21 protein-coding genes are annotated in these 24,532 nt (G+C 42.6%); 12 read left to right on the top strand and 9 right to left on the bottom strand.

Going from position 1 to position 24,532, the window contains the following annotated elements:
* Positions 1-6: 6 nt before the first annotated feature.
* The 3 genes from R8P61_14430 (at position 7) to R8P61_14420 (ending at position 2,345) form a co-directional block, all read left to right on the top strand.
* The gene (locus R8P61_14430) at positions 7-999 is read left to right on the top strand and encodes an aminoglycoside phosphotransferase (GenBank protein ID MDW3648262.1); all 993 of its coding nucleotides are present in this window, start codon (positions 7-9) and stop codon (positions 997-999) included.
* 70 nt (positions 1,000-1,069) lie between these two features.
* Entirely contained in the window at positions 1,070-1,681 is a 612-nt protein-coding gene (locus R8P61_14425; GenBank protein ID MDW3648261.1) for a hypothetical protein, read from the top strand.
* A gap of 43 nt (positions 1,682-1,724) precedes the next feature.
* Positions 1,725-2,345, top strand: a complete 621-nt coding sequence (locus tag R8P61_14420; GenBank protein ID MDW3648260.1) for a DUF3137 domain-containing protein — start codon at positions 1,725-1,727, stop codon at positions 2,343-2,345.
* A 2-nt stretch (positions 2,346-2,347) separates the two neighbouring features.
* Here the strand turns inward: R8P61_14420 and R8P61_14415 are convergent, their stop codons facing one another.
* Positions 2,348-2,845, bottom strand: coding sequence for a hypothetical protein (locus R8P61_14415; GenBank protein ID MDW3648259.1), 498 nt, complete (start codon positions 2,843-2,845; stop codon positions 2,348-2,350).
* Positions 2,846-3,146: 301 nt separating this feature from the next.
* On the opposite strand from R8P61_14415, the gene R8P61_14410 reads away from it, so the two are divergent.
* Together R8P61_14410 and R8P61_14405 are read left to right on the top strand one after the other, a co-directional pair.
* Entirely contained in the window at positions 3,147-5,912 is a 2,766-nt protein-coding gene (locus tag R8P61_14410) for a TonB-dependent receptor (protein ID MDW3648258.1), read from the top strand.
* 96 nt (positions 5,913-6,008) lie between these two features.
* On the top strand, positions 6,009-6,644 hold the full coding sequence (locus tag R8P61_14405) for a uracil-DNA glycosylase (protein ID MDW3648257.1): 636 nt from the start codon (positions 6,009-6,011) through the stop codon (positions 6,642-6,644).
* On the opposite strand, the gene R8P61_14400 is transcribed toward R8P61_14405, so the two are convergent.
* From R8P61_14400 to R8P61_14385, 4 genes are read right to left on the bottom strand one after another with little or no spacing between them, the layout of a single operon-like run.
* A complete protein-coding gene (locus R8P61_14400) occupies positions 6,634-7,137 on the bottom strand; it encodes a TlpA disulfide reductase family protein (GenBank protein MDW3648256.1) in 504 nt (167 codons plus the stop codon). The two genes, R8P61_14405 and R8P61_14400, sit on opposite strands and share 11 nt — an antisense overlap.
* A gap of 44 nt (positions 7,138-7,181) precedes the next feature.
* Positions 7,182-7,619, bottom strand: a complete 438-nt coding sequence (locus R8P61_14395; GenBank protein ID MDW3648255.1) for a GNAT family N-acetyltransferase — start codon at positions 7,617-7,619, stop codon at positions 7,182-7,184.
* 3 nt (positions 7,620-7,622) lie between these two features.
* Positions 7,623-10,529 (bottom strand): insulinase family protein, encoded by a 2,907-nt coding sequence (locus R8P61_14390; GenBank protein ID MDW3648254.1) that lies wholly within the window; start codon positions 10,527-10,529, stop codon positions 7,623-7,625.
* A gap of 50 nt (positions 10,530-10,579) precedes the next feature.
* Positions 10,580-11,659 (bottom strand): hypothetical protein, encoded by a 1,080-nt coding sequence (locus R8P61_14385; protein ID MDW3648253.1) that lies wholly within the window; start codon positions 11,657-11,659, stop codon positions 10,580-10,582.
* A 145-nt stretch (positions 11,660-11,804) separates the two neighbouring features.
* On the opposite strand from R8P61_14385, the gene R8P61_14380 reads away from it, so the two are divergent.
* Entirely contained in the window at positions 11,805-12,767 is a 963-nt protein-coding gene (locus R8P61_14380) for a MerR family transcriptional regulator (GenBank protein ID MDW3648252.1), read from the top strand.
* Between the two features lie 98 nt (positions 12,768-12,865).
* Positions 12,866-14,029, top strand: coding sequence for an MFS transporter (locus tag R8P61_14375; GenBank protein ID MDW3648251.1), 1,164 nt, complete (start codon positions 12,866-12,868; stop codon positions 14,027-14,029).
* Here R8P61_14375 and R8P61_14370 read toward each other — a convergent pair whose 3' ends face one another.
* A complete protein-coding gene (locus tag R8P61_14370) occupies positions 14,030-15,616 on the bottom strand; it encodes a DUF547 domain-containing protein (GenBank protein MDW3648250.1) in 1,587 nt (528 codons plus the stop codon).
* 183 nt (positions 15,617-15,799) lie between these two features.
* Here R8P61_14370 and R8P61_14365 point away from each other — a divergent pair, with 183 nt between their 5' ends.
* A complete protein-coding gene (locus R8P61_14365; GenBank protein ID MDW3648249.1) occupies positions 15,800-17,182 on the top strand; it encodes a sulfatase-like hydrolase/transferase in 1,383 nt (460 codons plus the stop codon).
* Here the strand turns inward: R8P61_14365 and R8P61_14360 are convergent.
* A complete protein-coding gene (locus tag R8P61_14360) occupies positions 17,179-17,784 on the bottom strand; it encodes a GNAT family protein (GenBank protein MDW3648248.1) in 606 nt (201 codons plus the stop codon). The two genes, R8P61_14365 and R8P61_14360, sit on opposite strands and share 4 nt — an antisense overlap.
* 234 nt (positions 17,785-18,018) lie before the next feature.
* Here R8P61_14360 and R8P61_14355 point away from each other — a divergent pair, with 234 nt between their 5' ends.
* From R8P61_14355 to dapB, 4 genes are all read left to right on the top strand, one after another.
* Positions 18,019-18,789: a bifunctional hydroxymethylpyrimidine kinase/phosphomethylpyrimidine kinase gene (locus R8P61_14355; protein MDW3648247.1), complete on the top strand. Its 771-nt coding sequence runs from the start codon at positions 18,019-18,021 to the stop codon at positions 18,787-18,789.
* Positions 18,790-18,833: 44 nt separating this feature from the next.
* The gene (locus tag R8P61_14350) at positions 18,834-19,709 is read left to right on the top strand and encodes a ParB/RepB/Spo0J family partition protein (GenBank protein ID MDW3648246.1); all 876 of its coding nucleotides are present in this window, start codon (positions 18,834-18,836) and stop codon (positions 19,707-19,709) included.
* Between the two features lie 172 nt (positions 19,710-19,881).
* A complete protein-coding gene (locus tag R8P61_14345) occupies positions 19,882-20,649 on the top strand; it encodes a DUF5683 domain-containing protein (protein MDW3648245.1) in 768 nt (255 codons plus the stop codon).
* A 69-nt stretch (positions 20,650-20,718) separates the two neighbouring features.
* On the top strand, positions 20,719-21,444 hold the full coding sequence (gene dapB, locus R8P61_14340) for a 4-hydroxy-tetrahydrodipicolinate reductase (protein MDW3648244.1): 726 nt from the start codon (positions 20,719-20,721) through the stop codon (positions 21,442-21,444).
* A 436-nt stretch (positions 21,445-21,880) separates the two neighbouring features.
* Here dapB and R8P61_14335 read toward each other — a convergent pair whose 3' ends face one another.
* A complete protein-coding gene (locus R8P61_14335; GenBank protein ID MDW3648243.1) occupies positions 21,881-23,824 on the bottom strand; it encodes an OmpA family protein in 1,944 nt (647 codons plus the stop codon).
* Positions 23,825-23,826: 2 nt separating this feature from the next.
* Positions 23,827-24,528 carry an NUDIX domain-containing protein gene (locus R8P61_14330; protein MDW3648242.1) on the bottom strand — a complete coding sequence of 234 codons (702 nt, stop codon included), beginning with the start codon at positions 24,526-24,528 and terminating at the stop codon, positions 23,827-23,829.
* Between the last annotated feature and the right edge of the window lie 4 nt (positions 24,529-24,532).

Raw genomic sequence — 24,532 nt, 5'->3', positions numbered from 1 at the left:
TGCCCAATGAATTTTACCCTCAATGCTGATGAACTGCCACAGATGGAAGCACACCTCAGGAGCCATAAATGGATCGCTCCTGATGAGCAACTCATCTCTGCGAAGAAGGCGGGAGAAGGAAATATGAATTACACCTTGAGGGTGAGAAGTAATTTCCGCAGCTTTATCCTGAAACAGTCCAGGCCCTACGTAGAAAAGTATCCACAAGTGCCGGCTCCGGTAGAAAGAGCCCTGGTTGAAGCTAAATTCTACGAAACCATTCAACAAGATGTCCGGCTGTATGATTATACGCCAGAATTGGTGGCTAAAGATCCTGAGAATTATCTGATCCAGTTAGAGGATCTGGGTAGCTCTGAAGATTTTAGTTTTCTCTACCAGAAAGAAAAGGATATCAAAGTTGAGGAAATCAAAGAGCTGGCAGAATTTCTAAGCATTCTGCATGGGGAATTTAACAGCGAAAAAATTACCCCAAATATTCCGAATCGGGATATGCGTGCGCTCAATGCAGAGCATATCTTTAATTATCCTTTTTTGGAAGAGAATGGCTTCAATTTGGATGATGTGAGCCCAGGTTTGCAGGAAATAGCGATGAGCTATAAAACAGATGCTGCCTTTAAAGTCCGGGTAGGGGAGCTAAGCAAATATTATCTGGAAGATGGTCCTACCTTATTACATGGAGACTTTTATCCTGGCTCCTGGTTGCAGACCATACGTGGCGTAAAAGTCATCGATCCTGAATTTGGTTTTTTTGGTATTCCTGAGTTTGATCTCTCGGTTTGGATCGCCCACTTCCACATGGCTGAACAAGCACAGACTTCCATTGATCAAATCCTGACTAACTATGAATTCTCTTCAAATCTAAATACGGATGTATTGGAAGCTTTGGTGGGAGTAGAAATCATGCGTCGCCTGATTGGTTTGGCTCAATTACCCCTTTCTCTGGACTTAGCTGAGAAAGAGGGACTTTTAAAAGAAGCCCATCGACTCATCATGAAATAATTCCATCTTTTGGTCTGAAATAGAGTCCTTATACAAAGGTTCTGCCTTTGCATACACAAGACCCTTAAGCATGAAGATCAAAGAACTATTTGGTCCCAGTAAAAAAGTTGTCTGGGAGGAATACGCAAATCAACGAAATCTGGAGTTGTACCAATCCAAAAAAGGAAGCGTACAGCGAATCGAAATCCCACATCATCAATTGATTATCCACCTGGATACCTATGTAGTTCATACAGGTTCCAGCATGATCTATTATACCCGTCTACGAGTTCCCTTTAATCAGATAAAAGCCTTTGATTTCAGAATTTTCAGGAGTCATATGCTAACAGGATTTTTGAAATTCTTTTCCTATCAGGATGTGGAGATCGGGAATCCGGATTTTGACCATAAGTTCGTGATCAAAGGTTCTGATGAGCGCATGTTAAAAAACATGTTTCGAGATCATATGTTTCGGAAACTTCTTGCAAAAGAAAAGCAGTTTGAACTCAAAATCCATAAAGCCCAAAGTCGGCTTGCTAAGAAATTGCCTGAGGGGGTCGGGGAGCTTTCTTACCATGTAGTAGGCCTTATCAAAGATCCTGTTAAACTGGATCATTTAACTCAGATGATGAAGTCCTGTTTGGATCAGCTGGAAAAGATAGAAGTATTATCCCGGGATACTTCTTGTTTGCATAGCTATTGATTTTTGTCTGAATTTCGTATTATTTCCTGACTAATCTTTTGCTATGAAAAAGAAAAGGGGAATGTTTGGCCCGAGTAAAGCTGAAATCTGGAAACAGTTTAGTGAAAATGTAGGTGGGGATTTTGAGGTGGAGAAAAAATTTATGAGCAAGACGGAGAAAGTCTATGCATATCATAAAGACTGGGAAATTTGTCTGGATACTTATGTGGTATCTACTGGCAACACGCATGTAACTTTTACCCGATTTCGTTCTGCCTATGTCTATCGTGACAATTTTACCTTTCGGATTGTTCGCAGAAATTTCCTGAGAGATGTTGGTAAAAAATTTGGGCTTCAGGATATCATCGTCGGGCAGCCTAAATTTGATAAGGATTTTATTATCCAGGGTACGGATGAACGGAAGTTGAGGATGCTATTTGAGAATTGGAAACTGCGGGCCCTGATAAGCAAAACAGAGAAGCATATTGAGATTAAAACGGAAGAGGATGATGGGATTTTTAAAAGAAAATATCCCAAAGGAGTAAATGTCCTCTCCTTTACAGCTATGGGAGTAATCAAAGATTTGGATCGATTACATACGATCTACGACATTTTTGCTGAATTGCTGGATCAACTATATGAGATTGGAACGGCAGATCCTGATGATCCTGAATTTAGCTTCTGATCTTAAAGAGGTCTGGCAAGTTCTCCCAGATTTTTGTCCAACTGATCCCATCGATAGCTTAATATTTTCTGTTGAGATTTCTTCAGGTAAACTCCTACGAAAATCAGCATTATGGGTATACTGAGGATGACAACTATCAAGGGTATTTCCTGGATCACTTCCATAAAGGCTGTAAAAGCGGTAAGGAAGAGACCGTATAGGGAATCCTTAAAAAGAGACCATTTTTGACGTTTGCTGGCTTTGGCCTGAAAAATAAAGCGGCTCCCTTGCTCCTCATAAGCTTGAATCTCCCCCCAGATCCTAAACCTTTCTTCTCCTTTTTCCATATCTCGTGGACTCAGGCTCCAAATTCCTTGCTCAAAGTCTGCATCAAAGGGACGTTGTTCATCCGTGATAGAAAGCTGGGAATTAGATTCAAAGGCTTGAAAAACCTCCGTTATTTCCTTTTGGAGATCCGCAGGGGCAAGTGAACTGGTATAAATTCTTTGAGAACTAAACAAAGTGTGTATATAGGTAGGTGATTAAGTTACATAATTTTTGAAAATGGGATTATAAAAGCAGTGAATTTTTGATGGAGGTAGTAAAATATGGTCTGCCCGTTATCAAAAATTCTTAGATTTCGAACCATTTACACCTCAAAAGCAGCCGTATATCCACAAATTTTAAAAATCGAAAAGCAAACATAATAGAATGCCCCGAATAGCTGTTATATTTACTGAATCCGGTGAGCTGGGGATTTAACTCATTCGGATCTGGTCTTTTAAATTTCAATCCAATTTTTTTGCCCAAACGATTAGTTTTATGCTTAAAACAGGCATTTACTACTGCCTTTCTTTATTCCTTGCCTGCAGTTTAAGCTCCAATAGCTATGCGCAATCTCTCGTGCAAGGATCTGTAAATGATATTGTCTCCGGGGAAACCATAGTAGGAGCGAACATATCGGTAAAAGGTACGGTTCAGGGGACCTTAAGTGATCCAGACGGTGCTTATGAACTGAAGGCTTCGGCTGCCCCTCCATTCACACTGGTGATTATGGCCCTTGGGTATCAAACCCAGGAGTTTGAGGTCAAGCAGAAGTCAGAAACAATCAACATCCTCTTGTATCCCGAAGCGGAAGGAGAGGGGGTAATTGCTATTGCCCCAAAAGTTGAGAATGTGGTAGTTGCTCCTTCCAAAGTGGAAGAGCGCACCGCTCAATCTTCGCTCAATGCGCAGAAGTTGGGCCTGCTTTCTATCAGAGAAATACCTAACCCTGATTTTTATACAGGGCTCAGGTACTTACCCGGTGCTCAGGTAAATGTCAGTAGCCTTAGTTTTGCTTCGCTCAATACGCGTGGCTTCGCTGATGTGCAAAACTGGCGATTTGTCCAATTACTGGATGGTGTCGACCTTATCGGTCCCGGATTGAATTATCCTGTGGGTAATCTCGTAGGGAGCTCCGAACTTGATTTGAGAGACATTGAATTGGTTCCAGGACCCGGCTCAGCGCTTTATGGTCCCAATGTTTTTAATGGAACCCTTGTGATGTCAACTAAAAACCCCTTTGATTATCAGGGCTTGAGTGCTTCGGTAAAAGGGGGAGTTACGGTACAGGATGCAGGTGGAACCAATCCTTTTGTAGAAGGTGCAGTAAGATATGCTCAAAAGATCAATGATAAATTGGCCTTTAAGTTTAATATCTCCTACCTCAAAGCAACAGACTGGACGGCCAATGATCAGAGTCACTATATATCGATTTCAGATATACCTAATAGTGAACTTCTTTTATCCCGCCCACGAACAGATCCCAATTATAATGCTGTGAATATGTATGGGGATGAAATTGTGGTTCCGGTAGATCTTGTAGGAAATGGGACTTTTACCCCCATCAACAGGTCCGGGATAGCAGAATCAGATATAGTTGACTATAATATTGACAACATCAAAGCCAGCGCGGCTTTGCACTATAAACTGACAGATAAAGTTGAGGCAATTTATGGCTATCGATACACCTATGCGGATGCTATCCTTCGTCATACTACGATTTACCCCCTAAGAAATATCAACCAGCAAATCCATAATCTGGAACTGCGTTCGCCCAACTTTTACCTGAGAGGTTACTATTCTTTGGAAGATGCCAGAGATTCCTATCAGATGTTGGCAACTGGTGCTTTTATTCAGGAAGGACTTAAATCCAGTGCGATTTGGTCTCAGGAATATGGTGCCGCCTACCGGGGTGAAATTTCAGGTGTTTTGGCAGCAGATCATAGTGCAGCTCGTGAGTTTGCCGATAGGGATATATCAGGGCCTGAGACGGCGCTTTTCCAGGAATTGAGACAGTTGACCTTAAACAATCCCGACATTTCTACAGGTGGATCGAAGTTTATCGATAAATCGACTTTTTACCATATTGATGGTAATTATGACTTCAAAGAACAATTCCCATTGTTCAGCCTGCAGATTGGAGGTAGTTTTCGAAAATACAATCTCAATTCTGAAGGAAGCCTCTTTAATGATGGAGCATTAGGATTTAATACTAATATTCCCATTCCTGAATACGGAGCCTATGTACAGGGAGCCCGTCAATTTTGGGACAAGAGGATTACCCTTAGAGGATCGGTTCGCTATGATAAAAATCTGAATTTCGAAGGACGTACCACTCCGAGAGGATCCTTGGTATTGAGCTTTGGAAAAAACAGAGACCAGAACTTCAGATTTACTGCTCAGACTGGTTTCCGAAATCCTGCATCACAGGAAGCATATATCGCTCTGAACCTGGGGGAAGCTATCATTCTGGGAGGAACCCGAGACAATCTTGAGAATTTCAATTTCGATATCGGACAAGGCAATCTGGTAAACGGAGTAGATATCCATAATCAACTCCTGACCCTGGAATCTTTCCAAAGGTTTCTGATCAATGGAGGGAATGATCCTTCTTTGCTAGAATTGGCTGAGTTGAATTACCTTCAGCAAGAGAAAATCACCAATTATGAGTTTGGATATTCAGGTGCTTTTGGAGATGGAGTTAAACTGGACTTGAGTCTTTATCATAACCAGTACCTGAACTTTGTTACCAGGATCAGTACCTATAGCTTATTGGTGAATCGTGCTTTTGCAGTTTATTCCAATATTCCGGAAACTATTTATTCGACAGGAGGAACGGCAAATCTTGAATTTCGCCTTCCTAATGAATACCGCTTTAGTGTGAATTATACTCATTCTACTTTTGACGCTGATTCTGCTATTGCAAATAATCCCGGCTACCTGGCGGGCTTTAATACTCCTAAAAACAGAATTGGAGGAACCTTGAGTAATCGGGATATATATCGCGGCCTGGGTTTTAGCCTGCATTATCGTTGGAATGATGCCTATCTCTGGGAATCTCCTTTTGGTATAGGCCAAATTCCGGCCAGAAGTCAGATTGATGCAGCTGTCTTTCTCAGATTAGAAAAAATCAAATCCGTAGTCAAAATCGGAGGTTCAAATATATTAGGCAAGGAATACCTGACAGTTTATGGCGGCCCTCAAATAGGATCTACCTATTATCTGAGCTTTGTCGTCGATGACTTTGGATTCGGTAAAAAGTAATGATACTTCATGAATCGAGCGTGGGTGAGTTCGCTTACTCACGCTTTTTTTATGCCCAAACTTTGAAGTTTCCTTCTTCGCAGAGAAATTTGCCGGATGATTGATGCCTTCTTTCGTGCCCTCAAAAAAATCCCGAGTCAAGAAGATTTTGAAAATCTGTATAGGGGAAATTCGAAAGCTTCCATCTTACGGAGACATAATCTCAGGATTTATCTGGAACGGATGGAGACCCTCCAGCCACGGAGCCTGCTTCTGGGGGAAGCACCGGGATATAAGGGATGCAAACTTAGTGGAGTACCTTTTAGCTGCGAATCACTTTTGTTTCAGAAAGTCGAGCATGCTGTTTTTGGTGGGGGGTATGGGTACAAATGTCTGACAAAAGGAGACCTGGAGAAAGAACGCTCAGCCTTCATGGTCTGGGAGGAATTGAATAAATACCCGGAAGTACCTTTGATCTGGAATATCTTTCCCTTTCATCCTCATCTCAAGGAAAATCCCCAAAGCAATAGAGGGCCCAGGGTAGGGGAGTTGAGAATAGGGCAGGCTTTTATTCGACGCTTGCTAAAGATGTACCCTATAGAGCGAATTGCAGCTGTTGGGAAGAAAGCCTATTTCGGACTTGAGGATATGAAAGACCTCTCAATTGAGTATCAGTACATCCGACATCCCTCTTATGGTGGGAAGGCAGATTTTGTGAAAGGAATAAAGGCTTTTATGGAAATCAGTCACTAGCTGTCTTCACCTTTTCGTAGAGCTTCATTTCATCTCCCGGACTGTAGGAAGTACTTTGGTAAATGATATTTCCTTCTCCATCCAGGACAAAGGTGTGAGGGATATTGACCACATTGAGGGCTGTGCGAAACTCGCCATCAGCATCCATGTAAACTTCGAAGGGCCAGTTGTTTTTCTCAACCAATTGCTTGACGCGGGGCAGTTGCCTGTTTCGGTCTATGGAAATTGCGATCAGTTTCACGCCACTTTCTTCCTGCCAGTCCGCATAAATCTTCTTAATACTTTTTAATTCCTGTAGGCAAGGAGCACACCAGGTTGCCCAGAAACTGAGGATAACGGGTTTGCCATCATTATCTAACAGGCTTTTGGGGGCAGCATTACCTTCAAAATCTTTAAGGATTTCTATAGGAAGTTCACTACTGTTTTGGGCAAAAGAGAGTTGTATACCAAAACTGAAGAAAAAGAATAGAATTAAGAGTATTTGTTTGCGCATATTTTTGAGTCTTATAGGGTTAACGAATCCGTAAGTAAAAGCGTTTACAGCTGTTTCTCCATCAGGATGCGATATTCTCCCAAATCGTCTTCCGGAAACAATGCTATGATATCAAATCCTCTGGAGATTGCAAATATTTGCATGGCTTTGAGTTTGTTTCTCGTTTTAAATCGAATACTGATATAGCCCTGTTCTTTTGCCCAGCTTTCCTGATATTCGGCCAGCCTTTTGGCAAGTTTCGCTCTTCGGTAATCAGGAAGAACTCCACCCATCCAGCTATAAAAAGAACTGTCTTTATCTCGATCATACCCTACTTTAAATCCTACTCCTTTTCCCTGAGACTCTGCTACTAGAATGAGATGAGGCACGCCCGACAGGCGCGCCTCATAGGTTTCTTTCGGATAGGGATTGATAAATTCTGGTATTTGTCGGCTAATTTCGACTACCTCATCTATGCTCCCTTTCCTGATCTTGTATTCCATCTTTTATTCTTCCGGGTACAGGATGAATTTTCCGAAATTAGATCCATTAAAGTATTTTTTCGCTGCCTTTTGTACATCATCTGCTGTCAGGGCATCGATTTTTTCATTCATATCCAATAAGGAAGCAGGCTCTTTCTTGTTTCTAACCACAGAAGAAAGTCCACTCAACCAGAAACCATTCTTTTTCATATTGTCCTGGGTTTCTTTGCGCATGATCTCTTTGATCTTTTGCATGTTTTTCTCTGAGGGACCATTGTCCTGAAGATTTTTCACATCAGCCAGTGCGGTAGCGATCAGGTCTTCTGCATCTTTAGGATCACAGGTGAAGTTTACATTTACAGAGTACTGTTGACGAGGTCTGCGACTTGCTCCTCCACCAACTCCAACACCATAAACGCCTCCTTTGTCTTCTCTCATGGATTCACGCATCATAATGCTAAGTACATCAATAGCTGCATCCAGGTGAAAACTCTGCTGTTCTGTGTATTCGAAATCACCAGTATAAACCAGGCGAACCTGAGATTGAGGCTCTCTTCCTTTGCGGAATTCTTTTTCAACTACCCCTCTCATTTGTTCTCTGCCTACATCTTTGAAGTTTTCTTTTCTTTTGATGCGGGGAAGACTGGCGATATAGTTTTTGATCAATGGCTTCATTTGCTCCACTTCAAAATTCCCAACAAAGACAAAAGTGAAGTCACTCGCATTGGCAAAGCGGTCCTGATAAATACGGAAAGCATCCTCAAGGTCCACTTGATTCAGTTTTTCTATCGTTGGGAAACCGCTACGTGGATGATCATTGGTCATGATTTTATTTACCTCATTGCTGAAATAGGACTGAGGACTTGAAAGCATATTTCCAATGAAAGCTTTCTGCTGAGCCATCATAGCTTCAAAAGCCGTAGTGTCTTTTCTGGGTTTTGTGAAATAGAGATGTACCAACTGGAACATAGTTTCCAGGTCTTTCACGGAGCTGGAACCAGAAAGTCCTTCTGTAAGTTCTCCTATATAAGGAGAAACACGTGCAACTTTATCCGCCATGTATTTTCCTAGCTGGAGTTCATCATACTCACCCAATCCAGAGTTGCTGACAATGGCATCGGCAAAAGATGCAGACATATATTCTTCATCGCTGTAGAGAGAGTTCCCTCCCCAGCTAAAGGCATTCATAATGATTTCATCATCCTTAAAATTGGTCGGCTTAAGGATAACAGTAGCTCCATTGGAAAGTCTAAATTTAGTTGCACCTACTTCGTCCCAGCTACTTTCCATCATGATCCGACCGGGGGCCGGTTGTTCGGCTACCAGTGGAGCATCTGAAACTTCATCCGTATAGGCTTCCAATTCCTGTGCTTTGGCTTCTTTGATCGCAGCTTTCAAAGCAGCTTCAGCAGGAATTTCATTTCCTTCTTTCTTGCTTGCCATGACTACCACTACCTGGTTGTCATCTCTAAACATGCTCTTAAAAACTTCATTTACTTCTTCAAGGCTGATTTGAGGAAGGAGTGCCTGATTGATCTTCAAGCTGTTTCCAATTCCCATAACCGGGGATCCAGCCAGGAAGTTCTGAACATAAGAGTCTATCAGGTTTGCTGATTCTGTTTTGTCTTTTTCCTTGAAACCTTTTTCAAGGCTGGCAAGGCGACTTTTCTTGGTTCTTTCCAATTCAGATTCTGTAAATCCAAAACGGGCAGCACGTTCCTGTTCTGTAACCAGTGCTTTTAGACCTTTTACGAAGCCTCCAGGAGCGATGAGAGCGCCCATTTGCATGGCATCGGTACTACGAGCTCCAAATCCTCCATAACCGCCAAAAGCGGCATTAAAAGGAGCGTCTGCACTTTGGGTAAGCTCTGTAAGTCTGTTTTGGAGCATATTCAGACCCAATTGACGACTTACGCTTTTGCGGTATCCTGCCATGTCCTGAACATTCACATGGGGATGTTTTGTCATGAGCTGAACGACATTAAATGGGAATTCTTCATCAGCAGCAATTACTACTTTGGTATCCTCATGGTCAGCAAGGGGATAAACCCCTCTATCACGGGTATTTCCTCCACTTTTTGGGATGCGTCCAAACTTCTCTTTGATCTGGGCTTCTACCTCATCCATATCGAAATCTCCTACTGCAACAACGGCCATCAATTCTGGACGGTACCAGTCTTTGTAAAACTGCTCCAGGGTTTCTGGTTTGAAGGATTCGAGGATTTCGGTTTTTCCAATAGGAATTCTTTCCGGATAGCGAGAACCGTAAAATATAACTGGCAAGGTTTCCTGCTGCATTCTTTCCTGTGCTCCCAGTCTGGTTCTCCATTCTGAGATAACAACTCCTCTTTCTTTTTCGATCTCTTCAGCATCCAGGCTGACATTGTGTGCCCAATCTTCCAGGATTTGCAATCCTTTGTCAAACTTATCTGCGTCATCCGTTGGGATTTTCAGCATATAAACCGTTTCATCAAAAGCAGTATATGCATTGAGGTGAGCACCAAATTTGGTTCCGATGCTTTCCAGATAATCTACCAAATCACTTTTTGGGAAGTTCTTGGTTCCGTTGAAACACATATGTTCGAGGAAGTGAGCAAGACCTTGTTGATCTTCGTTTTCCTGCAAGGATCCAACATTGATTGCCAAGCGTAATTCGGCGAAATTTTCGGGTTTAGCATTTTGGCGAATATAGTAGGTAAGTCCATTGTCCAGCTTCCCAACTCGGGTATCCGGGTCAAAGGGAAGAGGTTCTCCTACAGGCATTGTTTCTTCGACGGTAGGAGCTGCTTCTTTCGCTACAGTAGCATCAGTAATTTCGCGGGTCGTTGTGTCGTCGGTCTTCGTGGTTGCCATATTCTTGCTCCCTTTGCAGCCATATAGGCCTACAACAAAGGCAAGGGCAAAGCCAAAACGGATAAATTTTTTAGCCATGTTCTTAGATTAAATTTCTGGGAAAATGTAAATGAATTAATAAATCAAAATTAGGCAGAGCACCCATAACTCGCCATGTCAATAATAAGTAGGTACCATTTCCCTGCATCTTCGCCATAGTAATAGGCCATGCCGGACTTGGTTTCCACTACTTCAACCTTAACTAACTTTTCAATGTTTACAGCCTTATTGATAACTGCCGGGCCAAACTCATCAAATTCTGCCTGGCGCAGCGCTCTCATCAGGCTGCTGAGGTTATTGAAGTTCTTTGTCGGAGCAATAAAGCATCCGTCTTTATCAAAATAATTGTCTCCTTCACAGGTGAAATTCGGGATAGCCTCCTCTTTCAGCTCGGTATACATATCTGTACCTTTCTCCAGCCAGGGAGCCTTTTTAAAAATTTCATCAAAAGTTGTGAGGTGATAGGGAACACTATATGCACCCGGTTGTCCAATCAGGTAGAACCCATACTTTGGATGGATGAGGGCTTTCGAGCGAGAAAAATTCCCACTCTTAAATTCTTCGAGGACTTGCTTAGCCATGCTTTGACTTGCCGCAACTCCTGATGGAGCACTTGCTTCCTCTCTCGGAGCCAGGCCTCTGGTATTCTGGGCCTGCTTCTCATCCGCACCTGCATAGGCAATGATCTGGAATTCTTTATTAAACCGAACTTTGTTTTTAAAAGCAGCATTTACCTGCTGTCCATCATTGCTACGCTTATGTATAGTTTGCCCACTGAAGACACTTTCATATCCATTGGCGGTGGGAGTTATTCGCAGGCTGCTGGGATCAAAGGTGATATGTCGATCTTCTACTGATTCAAATCCACTGCGTAGGCTTTGGCCTACTTTTTCGCGAGAAATGCCCTTACTCCCAAAGAATTGTTCTACTTCCGGAGCGAAATATTTGTCGGCATCGAGCTGTTCAGCAGCGATATCTGTATAATAGTCTGAAAGAATATTGATGATCTTTTCCCTCGCAACTTGTTCCGGGTCCTCCTGAACTGCGGGTGTTTCTTCTGCCATCCGGCTTTGAGGTGGCGAACCCGTAGTCGTACTTTCTCCTCCACAGGACCACAATAAGGTGCTACTGATCAGGAGGAAAGAAAGAGCCAGGTGTGAAATTTTCATACGATTTTTGGAAAAAATATTGGTTTACGAAGTTACTTTTTAAGTGATACTCTCACAAGGGTGAAAAAAAATAAAACAAATTTGCACATATCAAGTTTGAATAGTATCTCATATTAGTTATATGTAATATGTAAGCCCGATTATTGTGGGAAAGTATTTAATCAGAGACCTAGAAAGGCTTTCAAACATAAAAGCACATACCCTGCGAGTTTGGGAGCAACGTTACGGAATCATAAGTCCGAAGCGATCTGCTACCAATATCCGTTATTATGACGATAAAGACCTTCAATTGGTTTTGAATATATCATTTTTGAATCGCAATGGACACAAGATTTCCAAGATTTCAAAAATGGCACCGTCTGAAATTTCTGAGAAAGTCAGGAAGATATCGGCCTCCAACCTTGAATTTCCAAATCAGGTAAATGCCCTCGTGATTGCGATGGTAAATCTGGACGAAGAGCGGTTTGAAAAGATCATTTCTACCAATACCCTTCAATTTGGATTTGAGAATACCATGCTAAAGATCGTATATCCTTTTCTGGCAAGAATAGGAATACTTTGGCAAACCGGAAGTATAAACCCTGCCCATGAGCATTTTATTACTTCTTTGATTCGCCAGAAACTGATCGTGGCTATCGATGGGCAGATTTCTCCTCCCAATCCTCAGGCAAAACGCTATGTTCTCTTTTTACCAGAAGGGGAATTGCATGAACTGAGTCTGTTATTTGCGGCCTATCTCATAAAATCCCGGCATAATAAGGTCATTTATCTAGGCCAAAATCTTCCCCTCAAGGACTTGGAACTAATTCTTGAACTCTATAAACCTGATTACCTGGTTTCTATTATTACCAGTTATCCTTCAGGCGATGAGCTGAATAGTTTCCTGCAAAAGATGAAAAATATGTGTACCCATGAACAGGTAATTCTGTCTGGCTACCAGATCATCAATCAGTTGGATTCGATTCCTGAGGAATTCACGGTTTTCAAACAAATTGAATCTTTGATTGAATTTGTGGATACCCATTCTGCCAAACCATTTTCAGCGATGAATGCTAATGGAATCGGAACTGGGAATGGGAACGGAACGGGGAACGGTAGCCTGATATAAGCATTCCTTCACTTTTAGTTTTCATTTTGCTTGTCCCATAATTGGCAAATCAGCTTTGCTTGCTATTTTTGTTCCCTTAACCTAAATAGTAAACAGGCGTGAATTCTATCCGACATATCCTCACTCATGCTCCCAGCAGAGCAATTGCCTCCCTTTTTCTGTGCAATGGATTCTTCTTTGGAAGTTGGGCGATCCGCATTCCCGAGCTCAAGCAATTATTCCAACTGGATGAAAGTGAATTGGGATTTACCCTGCTGGCTATAGCCATTGGGAGTCTCTGCATCATGCCTTTGATGGGAAGACTTAGCAAGAAGTATGGTGCAGGGACCTTATCGATTACTTTGACCTTTGTATTTGGCCTCATTTTACCGCTTCCCCTTTCCTTGAGTACCTATAGTCTGGTGCTGCTGGTGCTCTTTTTTATGGGGATAAGTATGGGAGGAATGGATATCGCGATGAATACAGCTGCAGCTGTCGTGGAGGAAGAGGAAGATGTGCGTATTATGTCTTCCTTTCATGGCTTTTGGAGCACCGGAATGATGCTGGGCTCGGCCATTGGAAGTTTGACCAAAGGAGCTGAAATCGCTTATACCCCCAATATGGTAGTCATTGCCACTTTCTTTCTGTTTATCATTTTTCTTCAAAGATCTGTCTTGCTTCCGATCAAAGAAGATAAGATAAAGGAGGAAGAACCAGCTTTTGCCCTGCCAGGTAAAAATCTCTTAGTGCTGGCAGTTGTAATTCTGCTAGGCTTTTTAGCAGAAGGAGCCATTGCCGATTGGAGTACCTTATATATGGAAGAAAGCCTGCATACAGATCCCAGCTATGCTGGCTGGGCCTTATCAGCTTTTGGCTTGGCCATGGCCATCGGCAGGTTTATGGGGGATGATGTTACGAAGAAGATTGGTCCAATGAATATTTTGGTTGGAGGGAACCTGATGGTAGCCATTAGCATAGGCGGTCTACTCCTTATTGCCAATTCCTGGGTAGCTATTCTGGGATTTGGGATAGCCGGAATCGGCTTTGCTGCAATTGTCCCGGTTATATTTTCTGAGGCAGCAAAAACCCCCGGCATGAGTACCGGGGGAAATATGGCTGCTATCGGTAGTGTTGGATATTTCGGTTTCTTATTAGGGCCTCCCGTTATTGGCTTTATAGCCGATTATCTCAGCCTCCCGCAAGCCCTGGGAATACTGGCCCTCTCGACTTTTCTCGCTGCTATACTGGTGAAAGTAGCCTGGAAGCCACAAAAATCAGCATAACTATCGCAGGAATACAATTCCAAAGTTGAAGGTCTGACCAGCTCCTTCTCCTTTTGATAAGAAGAAATTGGTATAGAGGAGTTCGAGATTCAATTCTTTTGTTACCTGATATTTAGCCCCTACACCTCCCTGTACAAAATAGCGATTCAGGTTAAAAGAAGTTCCTGTTGAATTTCCCGGTAGACCGGTAAAGGCAGGTGAATATTGCAGGTTTACGCTGACGGTTGATTTTGAGGTAGGGAAATAACTGAGAAAAGCAGTGATGGGAACACGGAAAAAGGCATCCTGGGTAAAGGAAGGATTGTCCGTTTTGAATCGATACAAAAAATCGACTTCCGTAAACAGTTGGAAATCCCCAAAGAATTTATCATAAAAGAGTTGAGTAAACCAGGTCTTTCTATTGTGAGCCAGGAAGAAAGGAGTTTCTAAATCATTATGAAGAGGAAAGAGAAAAGTACTGGTAAGGGATAGATTAGGAATGCTTTTGATTGGGCGAAAACGGATTCTTGGTCCCAGGGTAGTGAGGGCTGTCCGGTTAAAGATCAGGCTTTCATCAGAATTGCTTCCAAAAATTCGAAGAGGGCTACTCCCGGTTTCTGAGTCGTATCTTACGGACTGTAAATTGGCCTCAAAGCCTACATTCCAACGGGCATCTTTATCTACTCCTGTTGTAAATTGAATGATTCCTGTATAGAAGGTCTGTCTTTCCCCCAAATCAACAAACTCGCGATTCCCGTCTCTAAAACCTGTCTGGGTGTAAAGATTGTTGAATAGTTTGGCTTCAACCTGACCCTGGCCGAGCAGAACAGATGGGGTAAACTTTTGAATATTAGACTTTGGATCTGTATCACTGGAGGTAGCAGCCTGCTGATCATTGATGCTCCAGTCATAGGTATAAAAACTTTGCTTACTGGAAGCAGGGATTTTATTGGTTCTATAGCTATTGATGTAATCGAGGATCGTTCCGTTTTCCTGAAACTCTTTTCCATACCAATCAAAAATCTGAGAAAGGCCTACGCTTCCTTCTGACGTATTTAGCCGGATGAAATTGGGATCATTGAGGGCGGCTTTGGTTTGTTGTTCCAACTCTGCCTCAAGACTTTCAGGCATATATGCAAAATCGGTAATGGGAGGACATCCCAATGCGCCACAAACTAGGACAAAATGCAACCTGCTATCAGGATACTCTTTGAAAAGCCACTGCTTTTCCAGTTCATTTAGACTTACTTTTCTTCCCGCTACCACATAAGATCTTTTGTCAAAGAATTGGCTGATGTCCTGTGGCGAAGAAACCGGATAAGCATCTACCAGTCCTTTTACCACTAGTAAATTGTAGGCATTGATGAAAAAAGCTTTCTGTTCGTTTGCTGACTTGGAAGGAAGATCGTAGTTCTCAACGGTTCTCACCAGGGCATTCAGCATATTGGGAGAAGCCTTGAGGTTGGCGTAATCGACTTTGCCATTTACTACATGTTTGGCAAAGAATGCGTTTGCTTGTTTAAAGAAAAATTGATCCTGACTCTGTGAAAATCCCAGGATAGCTGGCAAGAGTAGGAGGGTGCTTACGAAAATGCGGATTGTATACATGATTCTGTGATTGAACGAAATTAAGAATTTGCTCAAAACTAGAAGGGCTTTAGAGTGCATAATGTTAGCTTCCTGACACATTTGCCGAAGTGACAGAAATGTTATAATTATTGATATTTATGCAATACTTTCAGCTAAATCCCTCCATAAAGCCTATTTTGAAGGAAATTAACGCTTTTGCTCATGCGTAGTCTACTCATCTTCCTCCTTAGTCTCTCTCAATTTTCCCCTATTTTTTCCCAAGCAGAAAAAACAAACCTGATTTTTATCCTCGCCGATGATCTGGGATATGGTGATTTGGCCTCATATGGACATCCTATCATCAGGACTCCAGCCCTTGATCAATTGGCAAGAGAGGGAGTCAGCTTTACCCAGTTTTACAGCCCCTCTCCTTTGTGCTCTCCTTCGCGTGCGGCTATGATGACAGGGAGAAATCCCTATCGGAGTGGGATTAAAAGCTGGATACCGCAAGGGGAAAATGTTTATTTACGGAAAGAGGAAATGGGGCTGGGACAAGTCCTGAAAGCAGCGGGATATCAAACTTATGCAATTGGGAAATGGCATCTCAATGGAGGCCTGGATGATGCCAAGCATCCCCGCCCGGATGAACATGGCTTTGAGTTTTGGTTGCTCAATCATGCCTTTGCCCTGCCTACCCATAAAAACCCTGACAACTTCCACAAGAATGGAGAAGCTTTAGGAGTTGTTGAAGGCTATAGCGCACAGATAGTCGTTGATGAAGCTATAGAGGTGTTGGAAAAACGCGATCCTGAAAAGCCGGTCTTTCTCTACCTTCCCCTAAATGAACCTCATACCGAAATCGCTAGTCCGGATGAATTCAATGCAAAGTATGCTTCTTATACTAAAGGAGAAATAGATCTGGAGAATCTCAGTGATAGAGGGCCCGGAGAGTATTATGCAAATATCAGTCATTTGGATTTTCAGGTAGGGCGTTTATTGAAAAAGCTGGATGAACTAGGCATGCGAGAAAATAGTCTGGTCATTTTTACCAGTGATAATGGACCGGTTACTACTCAGTGGCGACATTGGTGGGAAGTAAATATGTATGGAAGTACGGGAGGATTGAGGGGGCGAAAAGCTGATTTGTTTGAAGGGGGAATTCGAGTTCCTTGTATTATTAGGTTTCCTGGCTTTACAGCAGAAAATTATGTTTCTGATATTCCCTGGCATGGATATGATTTATTACCGAGTATTTGTAAAGTCCTGGGATTGGAGGTGCCAGATGATCGGCCTATTGATGGAGAAGATATGAGTGTATTGTGGAAAGGAGAATCCGCCGAAAGAGAAAAACCTATGTTCTGGCCTTTTGAAACGCGGCAGTTTGATGATCCGGAAGGATATGCCTATGCGATACGGGATGGGAACTGGAAATTGATAACAGATCTGGAATTGAGTAAAACCCTCTTATATGATCTTGAAAATGATCCGTATGAAGTCCGCGAACTGAGTGCTCAACATCCGGAAGTGGTAAAGCAGTTACTGGACGAAATTGCCGAAATGATAGAAAGTATTGAGTTTGATCCCTTGAGGCCTAAAGAGGATTAAATGGACGCCCATTGTCGTTCTTCCCAGGTAGGACGATCCAGGCTATAAATAACCAGGTCAACTTTTTCTCCTTTGAGACTGCCGCCTCCTACATCGACTCCTTCCCATTTGAAGTTGAGCCTTGCAGGGATGCCCATACTTTTATTATTGCCCAGGGCAACCTTGATCAGAATTTTGTTGACGGATTGTTCGCCAAATAAATAATCAACTACAGTTTCGACGGCGCGGGTCATAATTCCTTTTCCTACGCATTCCTTTGAGAGCCAATAACCGATTGCAATTTCTCGCTTAGCGGCTTTGCCATCATTGAAATCTATCATGCCTACGATAATATCTTCGTAGCAGATCACATATACCCAACGTCCTTCATAAATATTTTTATAGCGAGCTCGCTTCACGAAATCTCTCACATGCTCTACAGTTTCCAATCTGTTTAACCAGGGAAGGAAACTATCCAGGTGCTCACGATTGTCAACGAGTAGTTTGTGAACATACTCCACATCATCCAAATAGATACCCCGTAGATAAATCTTTTTATCTACTTGTAGCTCTGGAGTGAAGGGATTGAAAACTGGCACAAGGGCATCCTTGAGTAGTTTCATGGAAGGAATCGCCTTGTTCAGAGCCTCCGAAAGTGGTGGATGTTTTTGTTCTTCCATATCCTGTATTCAATATACTAAAGAGTCCTCGAAATATGGGTCTCCTTGCATGAATAGTAAGTTTCTCCTAATGTTTGAACTACATCCCCCGATAAATGGATGGGTTGGGCTCAAATATTCTGTCATAATGTGATTTATTATGTCCTTTTTATTGCTGAGTCCTGCTTAATTTGCAGTATGAAAATCCTCTGTGTTCATAGTTTTGCTGTACATGGGACAGCTAGCATGAAAGCCATGATGAGTATCCTGGGAACCCGCATTTTGCCTGTCCCCAGTTTATACCTGAGTGGACTAACCAATATACCCGGCTTTGTAAAAACGGATACGGCCTTTGAAGAATTGTTTTACAGTAGCCTGGACATTGCGAAAAGGAGAAATGAGCGGCTTATTCTATATGTGGGCTATTTGGGAAATGCTCAGCAGAGTGAAATCATTTTACAGGGCCTTAAAGAATATGAGGATATCATTGAGAACGTCCTGATTGATCCGGTTTCAGGAGATCACGGCAAACTCTATGTGCCTCAGGAAGTTCTGGATGCCTGGCCCAGGCTCCTCGAAAAGGCGGATTGGGCCTTTCCTAATTATACAGAACTTTGCCTGCTGACAGGCAAACCAGAACATGAGTTAGATTCTTCTCAGGAAGCCTTGAATTGCTTTCAGGAGCGATTTTCCAATTTGTCTTTTATAGCTACCAGTCTTCCTGCCGAAAATCAAATCAAATTGGGTTTGATGCATGAAGAAGAAATGATGCTTTTCCAACATAAAAGGCTGGACGCTCATTATGGAGGAACGGGAGATGTATTTGCAGCTTTTTTTCTTTTTTTCGCTTTCCTGAGGAAAATGCCTCATGGAAAGGCAATGGAAAAAGCGGCTATGGAGACCCTGAGGATCATTGAGCAGTCTCAGGCTGCACAAAGCCCTGATCTCCTGATCTTTCCAGAAGTGTAAATCTGGAATCTTCTTTGTATTTTGCTCGGGCAATTTGAGAGACTATGGCAAAGAGAAACAAAGGACTGGGTAAAGGACTGGGAGCAATACTTCCTACAGATCTTCCTTCAAACAAACCGGATGTATCGCCTGCAGGCGTCAATGAAATTCCCTTGGCGAATATTGAGATTAATCCCTTCCAACCCCGAAATAATTTTGATTCAAGTAAACTGAATGATCTGGCTGATTCGATCAAATTGCATGGCATTATTCAACCTTTGACGGTCCGCAAACTTTCCGCGAATAAATATCAACTAATTGCCGGAGAGCGAAGAATGAGAGCTGCCCGCATCGCAGGAATAAAGGAAGTCCCTGCTTATGTTCGTACAGCCGATGATGAGCAGATGCTGGAAATGGCCTTGATTGAAAACATCCAGCGGGAAGACCTGAATCCTATCGAAATAGCCCTTTCCTACCAGCGCATGATTTCCGAACTGGGATTGAAACAGGATCAATTGGGGGAAAAGGTAGGAAAGAACAGAACCTCTGTATCAAATTATCTGCGTTTGCTGAAATTGCCTGCTGAAATTGAGAAGGCACTTAAAGAAAAGAAAATAAGCTTTGGCCATGGGCGAACCCTGATTACGGTAGACAGCCAAACCATGCAGCTTCGCATTTTTGAGGACATCATCAGCAAAGGATTGTCAGTTCGTCAAACCGAAGATCTGGTCCGAAAACTTGGCACTCCTAAAGAGAAAAAGAAAACGGAGAAAACATCGGATCCCAATCGCATACATCTTGATCATCTGGAACGTCAATTGGAAGAAAAATTTGGGAATAAAGTAAGCCTGATCCAAAAGAAAGATGGCAAAGGAGAAATAAAGCTCAACTTTAGTAGCAATGATGATCTTCAGCGGATTTTGGAATTGCTGGATATTTAAGAAAGCCTCATTCATCCGTACTTTCTCCGAATTTTTTTCCAAATTTGCCCCGCCTTACAACCATTTGGCTGTTTGGACTACACTCTTGAGCATAAATAGGAGATCCATAGCAAATCTGTTTTTACATAACGGCATCCTTCAATTCAGGAAATTAATCCTGCTGCTTCTTCCTATGATACTGGGACTGCAATTGTCTGCACAGGATATCAATAGACTGGAAGTGAGAATCCCGAAAGAAATTCCTCAATTCCTGTATAAAACAAAATATCCTGTTAAGCCCTTTCCCCTGGAAATTGAATACCTGGGAGATAAATCCAAAAAGCCGGAAGAAAAGTTTCTCAACAAAAGTGCTACAGCCATAAAAGACAATTTGCCTGAGATCAAGGAAGTCAACGAGAAGTATCAACTTACTATCAAAATTCCCTGGAGGGATAATGATCTGAATATCCCTTACCCCAAGGGCTTTACCAAGCAACCCAATCCTCCTCCCTATGATCCGGCGGTAGCCTGGCAAAGAAGTGCCATATTTCCTGGCTGGGGACAGGCATACAATCGATCCTACTGGAAAATCCCCATCTTTTATGCCGGTTATGGTGCCTTTGTCTGGTGGATCAATTTCAATAATGTGCGTTACCGTCGCTTTGGTACGGCCTATCTGCTCGCCCTGGATGGAGTAGAGACGGATTTGAGTGCAAGATTTGATACAGAAGGACTCAGAACCCAAAGAAACCAGTACAGAAGTCGCCGCGATAATGCCTACCTATTATTAGCGGGATGGCATGTGATCCAGATTGCCGAAGCCTATGTGCATGCTCATTTGAGAGGCTTTGATGTATCCGAAGATTTAAGCATGAGAGTTAGACCGGATGTATTGCAACTCAATATGGGTGTCGGTGGAACCTCCTTTTATCCCGGCCTCTCTCTGCAATTCAAATTCTAGGAAGTCCATATAAAAATGTTTTATTTTTGCCCTCCTTCATAAAGAAGGCAAGAATCAAATAATTATTCTATGAAACTGGCATTATTGGGATATGGAAAAATGGGTAAGGCCATAGAAGTCGAAGCCCTGGAAAGAGGACATGAAATTGTCGCGAAGATTGACAAAGACAATATGCATGAGTTGGAAGCCTTGAAAGCAGAGGAAGTGGATGCAATTATTGAGTTTACCCATCCGGATGCATTTTTCCCCAACCTCCAGAAAGTTCTCAAACTGGGTATCCCATTTGTTACCGGAACTACGGGATGGTATGACAGGCTGGGAGAGGTCGAAGAAATGACAAAGAAAGCGGATGCCAGCGTTTTATATAGTTCCAATTTTTCGGTGGGGGTAAATGTGCTTTTTCTGCTCAATCAAAAACTGGCAGAGCTCATGAACCGATATCCGCAATACGATGTTTTTATTGAAGAGCAGCATCATCGTTATAAAGCTGATGCCCCCAGTGGAACGGCTGTAAGCCTCAGTAATCAGGTGTTGGAAGGATTAGATAGAAAGAATCGTATCGCAACAGATGCTCTCTTAAATCGAGCCCCTGAAGCTGAGGAGCTATCTGTCGGTTATATTCGTTCAGGTGAAATCATTGGACGGCATAAAGTCTGTTATACTTCTGCTATTGATGAAATCAGTATAGAGCACAAGGCACATAATCGGAGAGGATTTGCACTGGGAGCGGTCATTGCTGCAGAGTGGATGCAGGGCAAGAAGGGCTTTTACAGTTTTACAGAGCTTTTTAATTAGGGGAGGATGAATGCAGAATAAGGAACAAGGATTTGAGAAGTAAGAAAGCTTGATTTACCCTCATTTTACATCTTTCTGCTTTAAACAACTTTGTCATTGCGAGCCAAAATGTTGGGCGAAGCAATCTCCTTGAATCCGAGAGCTATTTGTTGCCAAGGAGATTGCTTCGCCGTGGATTACGACTCGCAATGACAAGGCTGTATGAAGCTTGATGTCAATACCTTCGATCCATCAATTCTAATCGTCATTTCGAAGCGGGATTTTGGTAGGGCTAGTGTGCTGAGAAATCCTGAATTCCTATAAGCCCTATATACAGATTCCTCGGCGCAGGATACTGCCCTTATTCAAGCCTAGGAATGACAAAAGGGAAGGAGAGAATGCAGAACAAGGATTTGAGAAGTAAGAAAGCTTGACTTATCCTCATTTTACATCTTTCTTATTTCACCAAAACCTCAAACTCCACTCGACGATTTTTCTTTCTTCCCGCTTCCGTTTTATTCGTAGCGATCGGTCGATACATTCCATATCCTTTTACTTTGAGTCGATTGGGATTGATTCCCTGCTCTACCAAATAGTCTTTGACCGCAAGTGCTCTGCGATTGGAGAGTTCTACTTTCTGGGCTTTATTTCCGGTATTGTCGGTATGACCACTTACCTGAATGACAACTCTGGGATTGAGGTTCAGAAAATCAACCACCCGTTCCAATTCCGGATAGGAGCTTGACAAGAGATCCCATTTACCTGTATTGAAATTGATGTTTTTCAGAATAAGAGAACTTCCGATCTGGATAGGTTCCAGTTTTATTTCCCGACTAATCATGGTTTTATCAATAATGGTATCCATGCTGACATCCTGTCCATAAAAAAGGTAACCTTTACTTTGCACATTGATACTGACCAAACCATAAGAGGGGAGGAGGGTATAAAATTTTCCACTATCAAGATCAGAAAAAGTCGAATTGAGAGAATCTAGGGTTCTTGTATTGCTGAGGATGATCTCTGATTCCAGTCCCTGTCCATTGTGGACATCTGTAACGGTCCCCGTTAGGACTGGAGGTGTTTTGTATGGCCGAACATTCATGCCTTTCTGTGGATCACCAAAATTTACGACCCACATATCATATAAGCCTTTGTGACCCGCCTGTAGATTGTCTGCCGGAGAGAATTGAGAAAATCCCACTCCCAGGTATCCTCCTACACTCAATTCCATGATATCTACCAGGGCATCTTTCCCTCCATAGCCAATCGTTCGTGACCAAAGAGGTTCGCCATTTCTATCGAGTTTGGCAAACCAACCGTCATAGTAGCCGGAATTTCGAGGGATATCCCCCATATGAGAACGGGTGATTCCACAAAGCAGGTAGTTGCCATCCAGGCCTTCTCGAATGGTATTGGCACCATCAGATTTTGGGCCTCCATAGGTGCGACTCCAAAGAATTGCTCCAGCGGGATTGAGTTTAAAGAGCCAACAATCTCCTTTACCTGCCTGACTCAGCATGATACCGGTTTTCGAAAAGCTGGTCCCAGAAATGACGATATTTCCATCAGAGTCAACCATGCTTCCGTGGAGGTCATCATTGTCCTCACCTCCTATATTCATTTGCCAGGTCAATTCCCCCTGATAATCTATTTTAAAAAGCCAGGCATCTTTTTTACCCAGGTTTCCCGCTACCTGAAAATCTCTGGAATCAGAGGAATTCAGGATTAGAAATTCTTCTTCGCCCAATTGATGGATTCTACTGACTTTTTCATTTCCGCTGCCTCCGTAATGTTTCTCCCAAAGGATGCGGCCCTTACTGGTCAGTTTAGCGATCCAGCTATCTAGCCCTCCATGGTGCTGAGATTGCATATCTCCATTGGTGGAACTGGATTCCCCTCCCAGGAGGTAGCCTCCATCGGGCAATTGAATAACAGCGGTTCCCCGATCATCTCCTGAACCTCCAAAAGTCTTGCTCCATTCAATATTCCCCCGAATATCCAATTTGGCAATCCACACATCATTTCCTCCTTTATTTTGGCTAATATCTCCATCTGATGAATTTGAAGAACCAACGAGAAGGTATCCTCCATCCCGGGTTTCGATAAATTCTTCCAGACTTTCTTCTCCTGAACCTCCAATGATACTTTTCCAGAAAAAATTTCCCTGGGTAGCAAATCGAGCAATAAACACATCTGCATTTTCGCTATGATTTGCATCTACATGGCCGTCCTGAGAAAGGACTTTGCCTGCAACAATCAATGATCCATCGGGCCGGCAAATAATTCTCTGGCCCGCGTCATAATGCGTGCCGCCAATATACTTTTGCCAAAAAGCAATCTGGCCACTAAGGAAAGAGGGAAATAGTAAAGTAGTCGTAAGAAAGATTAAGATAATCCGCATACTCAGATCAGGCTTTTTGTAAATTCATTTACAAAGAGGTCTCGGGTTAAAGGATAGCTGTCTTCAGCTACATTCATCCACTCCTCTTTACTCATCCATTTTACGTCTTCAATGTCCTCTGCAGTTTCAGGGATAAGTTCCTGCTCAGAGGAGGCATACATTTTATACCAAAAAGTGGTTTTCATGATCCACTTCTTTTTCTTCTTGAAGGTATGGAAAGTTTCAGGCATTTGTTCTCGCAATTCGACCTCTTTCAAGCCCGTCTCTTCCAAAACCTCTCTAAGGGCTGCTTCTTCAATTGGTTCCTGCCATTCAACATGCCCTTTGGGAAGGGTCCATCTCTTTCGATTGTAGATCATCAAATACTCCTGCCGCTCATTCTGCACCAAGCCCCCTGCTGCATCTACGGATTTAAACAGGTCCCTGAATTCTTCCCAGAACCTTTCCTCTTGTTCTTTGCTTCGAAAGACAAAGGCAATGCTTAGCTCCATGTCTCTCCAAACGTTATTTTTTTGGATCTCAAATACGTGCTGAACAAAGTCAGGGGAATTCTCTCCTCTTACGTAGAGTTTTTGATTGGCAAATTCCGTCCCTTTAAACAGAATTCCCATCAGATCTTCCAAACTAATCAATTCGAAATTATAATTGCGCTGACTCTCCTGGTTGAGAAATTCAATAGAGAGATTTAATGCAAATATTTTCATAGTT

The sequence above is a fragment of the Bacteroidia bacterium genome (genome assembly GCA_033391075.1).
In the GTDB taxonomy this organism is placed as follows: Bacteria; Bacteroidota; Bacteroidia; order J057; family J057; genus JAWPMV01.
Note: the sequence above shows the minus strand (reverse complement) of the source record. Positions and strands in the feature narration are given on the sequence as shown.